The sequence below is a fragment of the Cytobacillus sp. MT66 genome, assembly GCF_058792595.1.
Genome location: NZ_JBXAFB010000035.1, coordinates 1 through 8845 on the forward strand (window position 1 = coordinate 1; position 8845 = coordinate 8845).

Sequence of the window (8845 nt, forward strand, 5' to 3'; positions counted from 1 at the left end):
ATCAATACATGTAAAAATAAAAAAATTCTATTTCTTCATTTAAGCTCTTCATCTAACCACTTAATAAATTCATACTGCTCTTTGTTTTTGGCCAAGATTTAGCCTCCTTATTGTTTTGATAGAGTTTATATCTTCCATATACAGGAGTCCATAATCCCCATTCCATATTTCAACTAGGTCCACCTCACCTATGCCGATAAGGGGTAATGTAAGGAAAATGTGGTTATGTAATCCAATTTTTGTATGCGCCCGGTTATAAATATTCAAAAATGGTTAAATCATTGAATTAGACAACTTTTCTGGAAGTGATGGACAAAGCTTAAAACTAGATACAGGAAGCTTCAAAAATATGGAATTTACCATGAAATTAGCTAATTCCCAAGGAAAATGGTAAAAAAACAATTTTTTGTACAAGAATCGCGCCTGATTGTTGAAGACTAAAAGTTTATATTCACCAAGAAAATTGATATGCTCTTATCCGAACAAATTTTATTTAGGACTTACATGTATGCCTTCACTCTCTCGCCAATCTGCGTAGAGTATACGCTTTACATTATCATATCCATTGGTAGTTAATTGGTTATCTAACCACTGTCGATCAAATCCGAGTTCGTGTAAATTATCCCATAAAATTTCCCCATCTATAATTAACGATGTTGGGAGGTCTACTGGACTTTCTGGAAGATTCAGATCTTGCTTGTCTGGTTTTTGATACTTGGATTTTAATATTAAACTTAATTGCCCATTAGCTTCCAATATACCGTATTTGACTTCGCGAACTGAAAAGACATTATTTTGACGGAGTATACTCAATACTTGATTTACATCCAATTTGTTCTTTGTAAGTAACTTTCGGTCCATAACACCATCTCGAATGATGATGTTAGGATTGCCTAATAATAGAGAACGTATCGATTTATTTTTTAGAGTTATTAACTCTATGCCCAACATAAGAAACGTCCATAATCCGATGGCATATAAAAAATGAAAAATCCCTACCTTATCTTGATAAATGGTATTTCCTAAAAAATCTCCAAGTACTAACACAAAAACTAAGTGAAACGGGGTTAACTGATAGATAGATGTTCTACCTGTTATGATAATGATAAAAAATAAAGTGGCAAAGCCAACGATGACTTTGATCGTCAGTAAACCAATATTAACTTCTTCCAAAGTTTTTTCCTCCAATTTAAATTTTACTTAGTTGTAAGATCTTGAGGTTTAGATATAGAAGCTAGTTTTAGTATTAAAGCTCGAGTTACAATTCCAACAATGATGTAATATATGAATGAATATCTATATCTCCACTCCAAATAATTAACAAGTTTGACCCACTCGCAAAAGGGTTCACCTATATAGGCATATGTTAGTGCCATAATGATCTGGGCTAAAATAAAAGATTTCCATGTTCTAAAATATTGATATAACAACATGTAAGCTACAGGTACCATTGAAAAATCAAAAGGAAAGGCCCGAGGAATAATAGGTAGGAATGCAATGGGGTAATCCCAAAAACTATATTGTGCACCAATTACATCTAATAAGGTTGTTGTTAAGATAATTATGGTACCAAATAACAAAATTTCTAAAATAATGTCTCGTTTAACAAAATTAGCCCATAAAACCCAAGGCAGAATTAAAAAAACGACTAGAATCCACCATTCCCAAGTTAAAAACTCATTTTTTAACCAACCATTTAATTCTAAATGGTAGAGCTTATCTTCTAATAAACGTATTTCCTTAGGATTTTCAAATATATTATTTATTGAAATCACCCTATATTTAAATTAAAAGGTAACAGATATTTTTGCATTCAAACTCTTTGAGCTACCTTTTTAGTATTACCGTTTTTAGTAAAAAATTTCCATCGTAAATAAAAAAAAACCATGTTGGAAGTTCTTTTAACACAGGTTTTCGACTTTTTTCAAATAGGTCAGAAATATAAAAAACAAAAATTTTTTAAATCTAGAATTTAAGATAGAACAATAATAAAAACTGGATACATCAACTTATAATAATGGAGAAAGCAGGCGAGCCCCCTGTTCAACCATGCGCTCGGTCAGGGATCGTTGCAACAAGTCTTCAATTCTTAATGGTCATAGTTTGCTGCGCCTACTTCTGCAATTTCCCCATCAATGATCATCAGTTTCGCATGTAACATTCCTTTATCGAACTGGTAAATTTGGAACCCAGCTTCTATAAATTCCCCGTAATAGGTACGACTTGCAAAGCCCACGATTTTTTGATCGATATGGCGAGGAACAAGTAATCTTACCCGGACACCACGAGCCACAGCTATAAAGTAGGAACCCGCACTCCGTTTACTGCTTTTTCAATCAGCAGTTCTGTGTTTTTTCAATCGAACTTTCTCAATATTTTCATGGCGGGTGCTTATAATAACCACCTTAATAGAGAATATTAATATTACTTAATTTTACTTAGCCTTTTGGGGATAATGCATTCCTTAAGTGGGACTTTGCTATTTTTCCAAGGTTCTAGCGACCCGTTATAAATTTTTCCTTATACAACTAAATTTTAAAGATACTTATAAACGGGTTACCATTTGTACATTTTAAAAGAATAAGGAGGAGCATTATATTGGTATGGATTTTTGGACTCTACTTATTAAATACTGCCTTTATGATCATTATGGCGGTTCGCGAGGTAAGGCGACCAGCAGTGGCTTTAAATTGGATAACCATTAGTTTTATCTTCCCTGTGATTGGTTTTGGGCTCTATCTTATTACATCAAATCCGAGACGTATGAATCGAAGTAAAAAGCCAGCTTTTATTTCTTCTGAATCAGACATGCTTCCTGATTCCTATGGCAACTCAGCTCTGCAAATAGCGAAAGCATTGAAACATTTAACCGGGAGTGGATTAAAGTCTGGTCAAGTACAAGTGCTTATAAATGGGATTAATACATACGAAAAACTTATGGAATCTATACAGAACGCCAAAAAAACGATTGACCTTGAATATTACATATATAGAGACGACGAAATCGGAAGGTGCATTACGGACTTACTGATTGAACGGTCTTTGGAAGGTGTACATATCCGGTTTATAAGAGACGGATGGGGGAGCAGGAAACTATCCAAAAATCAAGTTTTTCGGATGATGGATGCTGGAATAGAATGTCGGACTATTTTTCCTTTACGTTTTCCTTGGATATTTTCAACATTGAATAATCGGGATCATTGTAAGATTACCCTAATCGACGGCAAAGAAGCTTTTACCGGTGGGATTAATATTGGGGAAGAATATACTGGATTAAAGCCAAATGTGGGCTACTGGCGTGACACTCATGTAAGAATAGTTGGTGAAGCTTCAGCTGATTTGAAAATGGTTTTCGAGAACCATTGGAAGATTGCCTCACCTGAACACATAAGGAACAAATCTGGAATGAAAGCAATAAAAGTAAAAGATGGTTCATCAATCATTCCTAAAACCAGCAGGTTAAAACCATTTACCATGATAACAGAAATGAGCATAGAGTTGGGAACTGTTGAACGAACAAAGACGGATAAAGTTCCGACTAATGAGAAAATGCACCAAGCCTATGTTCAGACAGTAGAAGGTAATCCAAGTATTCCTACACCTTTTATTAGGCAAGCGTACTTTATAGGGATAACACAAGCCACAAAGACCGTTGATATCACCACACCCTACTTTGTACCAGATCAGGATATTATTATGGGGCTTAAGACGGCTATACAACGTGGAGTACGTATAAGATTGCTCGTTCCTCGTCAAATAAATCAAAAAATGGTAGAACGTGCAAGCTTTACTTATTATGGAGAGTTATTGGAAGCAGGGGTCCAAATCTACTTATATAACAAAGGAATGCTTCATGCGAAGACGATGGTTATCGATGGGGAAGTAGCAGAAGTGGGAGCAGCAAACTACGATATGAGAAGTTTTCGTTTGAATTACGAAGTGAGTGAATTTTTTTACAGTAAAGATGTGGCGACAGATCTTACAAAACAGTTTGAGCAAGACCTTTGTGATTCTGTCCCATTGCGAATGGATGATTTATTGCAACGCTCGCCTTCACAGCGGTTAATGCAGCAAGGAGCCCGCCTTCTTTTTCCGCTGTTGTAGCTATTTAACTTTTATTTTGTAGATAACCATAATAATAAATTCCATAAGCCCTCAGACAATTTTAAATCTGAGGGCTTTTTTGAAAATATATTAGAACCCCGGGAAGAAATAAAAAGGGAAGAATCTTTCATCGAAGTTCTTTATATTCACAAAGATAAAAATCCCTTTTTAAAACGAGCCATCCTTCCACTCTGGTAAATACGGTGGTATTGGTACATTTATGGTTGATGCAGGTATCTCAAGTATCTTTCCGATTTGAATATCGTAGGGTGAAATTAATACGTTGGCTTTTTGTAAATTATCAACAGATATGCCATAATAATTAGCTAGCGATTGTAAAGTATCTTCTTCAGTAACGATATGCTGGGTCCGCAACTTTTCGATTTTACATGCTGATTGTTTAAATGTTGGCTGTTTTGATAGTGGATCAGTAAAATCCGCTGTTAACTCATTTGCGGATTCCCGTCCTTCCCAACTGCCAAAATGAAATGGAACAAACACTAGTCCTTTTTGTACCACATTTCCAATTCTTGCAGGAACCTCAATCCATCCACGTGGGGACGAGATACGAATAAGTTCCCCGGGAAGAAGTGAAAATAACTCCGCATCTGCCTCATTGATTTCCGCATATCCCCGGGGAGCAGCAACATGCAAAAAAGGTGAGCGTGCGGTCTTTGTCCTGGTGTGCCAGTGCCAAACAAGTCGACCTGTTGTCAGCCACATTGGATACTCTTTTGTTGGTTGCTCAGCAGGAGGCGAATAGGTACTTGGATAAAGTATTGCCCGGCCATTTGGATTTTTCATTTCATATTCTTTTTTTGTTAAAGGCCGTCCTGTAAATTGATGTTTCGTAAAACTCTGGGTATATTCTGTTTCTGTATTAAATTTAAAATCAGTATATAGTCTGGTTGTACCTTCAGGATGTTCTTCATTTACAGGCCAGCGAAGGCCATTATACTTTTCTAACTTATCGTAAGTTATCCCGGTCATATCACAAGGACGGCCACGAGAGACATTTTTCCACTCTTCAAAGCATTCTTCTGTTGTTGTGTAAGTAATTAACGGATTTCCATCACGATCCTTTAAGCCCATACGTTTTGCAAAATCCAATAAAATTTCGAAATCAGTTCTCACTCCTTCCGGAGGGTTTACGGCTTTTCTTAATAAATTTATCGTTCGATCTGCATTCTCCATGACTCCTTGCTTTTCTCCCCATAAAGCTGTTGGAAGTATAACATCGGCAACAGCTGCCGTCTCCGTAAAAAAAGGATCCTGTACAACAACGAAGGTTTTTTCAAACGCAGTTTTGGCTCGCCGTCTATTAGGAAGAGAGGCCATAGGGTTCGTACCAATATTCCAAAAGAAGCCGATTTTGCCCATTTCCATCATATCAATTTGTTCCTCAATTCCCTTTTCTGGTCCCACCGGAAGTTTCTCTTCATCTACATTCCATAGCCTTGCCATCTCTTGTATATGTGACGGATTGGCCGAATTCCGCTGTGCTGGAAAAGTTCCCACTCCCCCCGCAGTCCGGTTGGCGGATGAACTCGGCTGTCCTGCCATATGGAGTGGTCCGCAACCCGGCTTGCCAATTAATCCTCTAATCAAATGCAAATTATTGATTGCTACACAAGCTGTTGTTGCATCAGCGCTTTGATAGACTCCCTGCAGAGTGGTGGTGATAAGTGATGGAGTTTTCCCTAGCTTAGCTGCCACAAGTAGGAGTAAGTCTATAGGTATCCCCGTTACTTCAGACGTTTTCTCCGGGGTCCAATTTTTTACGGATTCCTCCATTTCGTGAAACCCAATTGTATGATTATCAATAAAGTTTTGATTAATCCAGCCATTTTTTAAAATCAGATGAAGGATTCCGTTTAAAAGAGCCACATTTGTTCCAGGATAAAGCTGAAGATGGATGTCTGCTGCCTTTGCTGTAAGTGTTCTTCTGGGATCCACAGTGATAATGAACGGTTTTCCTGTTTTTTTCTTACGGTTCATAATCCGTTCAAAAAGCACAGTACCCGTTTCCGCTACATTATGTCCAAACAACATAAGTGTTTCCGTTTCATCCAGGTCATCAAATGAAGTGGGACTGCCATCTGAGCCAAATGATTGAAGTAAGCAAAATTCGGTGGTAGCCGTACAAAGCCGGGTATTAGCATCCAGTAAATGAGTTTGCAGGCCGGCCCTGCCGATTTTTGCGATGGTGTAATAATCTTCTAAAAAGGCCTGTCCGGTTGAATAAATGGCTATGCTATTCGTTCCTTTCTGTTTTATAGAGTCAGTGGCTTTTTTTATAATTAAATTCATGGCCTCATCCCATGTAGCAGGAACCAATTTTCCGGAAGAGTCGCGGATCATGGGAGTTAACAGACGGTCGGGGCTATTATTGGCATACCACTGATTTTCCCCTTTGGGGCCAAGTCTGCCCCTGTTAATGGGATGGGCACTGTTCCCTTTGATTCCAACTATCTTCTCATCTTTCACAGCAATGTAGCAGCCGCAGCCAATTGAGCATATGTTACAAGTACTGTACACCCACCTATCAACCTCTCCCTGGCTGTACACATTTATATCGGTTCTTTTAGTTTCCCAGGACATTGAACTTCCTCCTTGGATATTAGTTGTGAGAAAAAAAGATGTTGCTGTTAGTGAAGAGCAGATATGTAAAAAGAAGGAATGATATACTTCGTTTGCTTAGCCCCATAAATCCTTACCAATTCGGCAGCTGAGTGTTCAAGGTTGGTCTTAATCTCCTGGAACAAAGGCTCCAAATTTCTCACTGATTCCAGGTATGGAAGGCTCATCCATTCAACCGCTCTTTTCCATGCTCGGAATGTAGGATTGGCTATTTCATTATCATGAAAAATAATTGTCAGAAATTCTGTCATATTCTTTAGTTCGGCCCCATCATTTGAAAGCTCTTGCATTAGATTTTTAATCATTTCCAGTTGCTCTCCCAAAATAGTTTGAAGTAAAAACGCAATCGGGTGATCCGAAATTTCCATTTCCTTTATTGCTTTTTCAGTTTGGTTTTGAAGGTCTGAATATAATTCTTTCAGCTTTAACAATAAATTTCCCCTCTTTCTTAAAAAATTAAAACGCTGCGCGCAGCGCTCACATTCTTTACTAAGTTCCCCAATACCTTGAGGAATATACTTTAGATGGAATCATTTTCCTTCATTTAAATTTTCCAAGTTCCGTACTCACCTGCAAGCAAAGAGGGAGGTTTCATAATAAACCGTCCACTTAAAACGAAATGACGAATTCTAATCGAGGGATCATCAAATATAGTATTTGAGGATAAATCAGATTTATGAATTCGAAAATTTATACATCAGGGAAGCTGGATATTACCGCTTCCCTCTTTTTTTGGTCAGGACAACCAGCAAAATATGACAGCTATCTCGTCGTTTCTGCCCACATACAATAAAACTGGTTGCTTTGAGCATTTTTTTGGAAAGAGGATTTTCTTCCGAGGTTTTTAATTTTTAAAAATTTGACTAAAGGTATACTCAAAAAATCCTCACACTTTTTTAGGAACATCACAATGAAATAAAAACGAAACAAATGATTATCCTTTTAAAATTGGGGATACCTTATCAATGGCCTCTTGTAATTTTTTACTATTTTTACTAAACATTTCCTTGACTCCCTTTACTTCTGTGCCAAGGGCAAACATCTCTAAATCCGCTTGACATTTTTTCAGGGTCGAAAGAATTAAAGGTCTTTCTTGAGGAGATGCCACTTGTAATTTATCGTCAAAGAGATCAACCGTTAACTCTCCATAAGAATTTACCTGTCCAAGAAAAACATTTTCAATTGTTACCCCTAGTTTTTCCAATTCGATATGTAGCCAAGCCCGGCTTCGTCCAATTGTCGAAAGTGGCTCATCCAATATTTCGCCATCCATAATGACGGTTTGAGGCTCCTTGATTGATGCAACCGATAAGTTTGCATCCTTTGCTGTTAGAGGTTGATTCTCTTTTTTCATCATGACGGATAAATCACCGGTTGCTTCTAATATCGCGAATTCTACATCAGAAACCTGGTAAACATCCTTTTTTCGGAGTAGTTCTAGTAATTCATCTGTTGTGTATCTTTCCTTTTTCAAGTTATCTTCCATAATTTTCCCATCTTTAATAAAAACAGTTGGTTTCCCTTCTATAAAATCACGGAATTTTTTACTTTTTAATGCAATAAGACCAACTATATATGGTATAGCTGCCATAACTAGAATGGCTAAGCCCCCTATAATGATACTATGTCTTACTTCAAGGATTACGATTGCTGCAATTCCTCCTATTGTAATACCTGTTACATATTCGAAGAAGGAAAGTTGGGATAGTTGCTTTTTGCCTAGAAATTTTGTGATAAAAAACAGAACAATCATAAAAAAAATAACTCGAGAAACAACATTTAGCCAAAGAGGCATTAGTAAACCCTCCTATCTTAAAATCCTTTATACTGCAATTCCTCTCGTTCTATTTCTCCAACGCGTTTTTTTAAATCCGTCACCACTTCATGCACAATCATCATCGTTTCATGTAACGAACGCTTCGATTCGGTATCCTCGGTACGGAGCGCTAAACTAGATAAATCGGCTTCTACGCCTTTAAGACTGGCCAGAGACTTCTTAACATTTGATGCAATAGTCATTCAGTATTCTCCTTATCCTTTTGGTTTAAAAATCAACGACCCTAACATACCGAATATAATGGCAGCTGAAATACCGGCACTT

7 protein-coding genes and 1 pseudogene are annotated in these 8845 nt (G+C 37.3%); 1 reads left to right on the top strand and 7 read right to left on the bottom strand.

What is annotated here, in order from left to right; translation table 11 throughout:
- Positions 1-489: 489 nt before the first annotated feature.
- The 3 genes and pseudogenes from AC1Q59_RS24560 to AC1Q59_RS24570 all read right to left on the bottom strand — a co-directional run.
- Positions 490-1173, bottom strand: coding sequence for a DUF421 domain-containing protein (locus AC1Q59_RS24560; RefSeq protein ID WP_492368496.1), 684 nt, complete (start codon positions 1171-1173; stop codon positions 490-492).
- Between the two features lie 23 nt (positions 1174-1196).
- Positions 1197-1775: a CBO0543 family protein gene (locus tag AC1Q59_RS24565; RefSeq protein ID WP_492368497.1), complete on the bottom strand. Its 579-nt coding sequence runs from the start codon at positions 1773-1775 to the stop codon at positions 1197-1199.
- Positions 1776-2009: 234 nt separating this feature from the next.
- A pseudogene (locus AC1Q59_RS24570) lies at positions 2010-2296 on the bottom strand (phospholipase D-like domain-containing protein); the annotation flags it as partial.
- A gap of 302 nt (positions 2297-2598) precedes the next feature.
- Between AC1Q59_RS24570 and AC1Q59_RS24575 the strand changes: the two are divergent.
- Complete coding sequence (locus tag AC1Q59_RS24575) at positions 2599-4104, top strand: phospholipase D-like domain-containing protein (RefSeq protein ID WP_492368498.1); 1506 nt, start codon at positions 2599-2601, stop codon at positions 4102-4104.
- A 168-nt stretch (positions 4105-4272) separates the two neighbouring features.
- Here AC1Q59_RS24575 and AC1Q59_RS24580 read toward each other — a convergent pair whose 3' ends face one another.
- The 4 genes from AC1Q59_RS24580 to AC1Q59_RS24595 form a co-directional block, all read right to left on the bottom strand.
- The gene (locus AC1Q59_RS24580) at positions 4273-6705 is read right to left on the bottom strand and encodes a molybdopterin-dependent oxidoreductase (RefSeq protein WP_492368499.1); all 2433 of its coding nucleotides are present in this window, start codon (positions 6703-6705) and stop codon (positions 4273-4275) included.
- 47 nt (positions 6706-6752) lie between these two features.
- A complete protein-coding gene (locus AC1Q59_RS24585) occupies positions 6753-7175 on the bottom strand; it encodes a hypothetical protein (protein WP_492368500.1) in 423 nt (140 codons plus the stop codon).
- A gap of 503 nt (positions 7176-7678) precedes the next feature.
- Positions 7679-8539, bottom strand: coding sequence for a DUF421 domain-containing protein (locus AC1Q59_RS24590; protein WP_492368501.1), 861 nt, complete (start codon positions 8537-8539; stop codon positions 7679-7681).
- A 17-nt stretch (positions 8540-8556) separates the two neighbouring features.
- Positions 8557-8763: a DUF1657 domain-containing protein gene (locus AC1Q59_RS24595; RefSeq protein ID WP_492368502.1), complete on the bottom strand. Its 207-nt coding sequence runs from the start codon at positions 8761-8763 to the stop codon at positions 8557-8559.
- Positions 8764-8845 lie beyond the last annotated feature (82 nt).

Excerpts from the sequence above, each read along its gene's own strand:
- AC1Q59_RS24580 (WP_492368499.1), bottom strand. The coding sequence starts at position 6,705 with ATGTCCTGGGAAACTAAAAGAACCGATATAAATGTGTACAGCCAGGGA.
- AC1Q59_RS24590 (WP_492368501.1), bottom strand. The coding sequence starts at position 8,539 with ATGCCTCTTTGGCTAAATGTTGTTTCTCGAGTTATTTTTTTTATGATT.
- AC1Q59_RS24595 (WP_492368502.1), bottom strand. The coding sequence starts at position 8,763 with ATGACTATTGCATCAAATGTTAAGAAGTCTCTGGCCAGTCTTAAAGGC.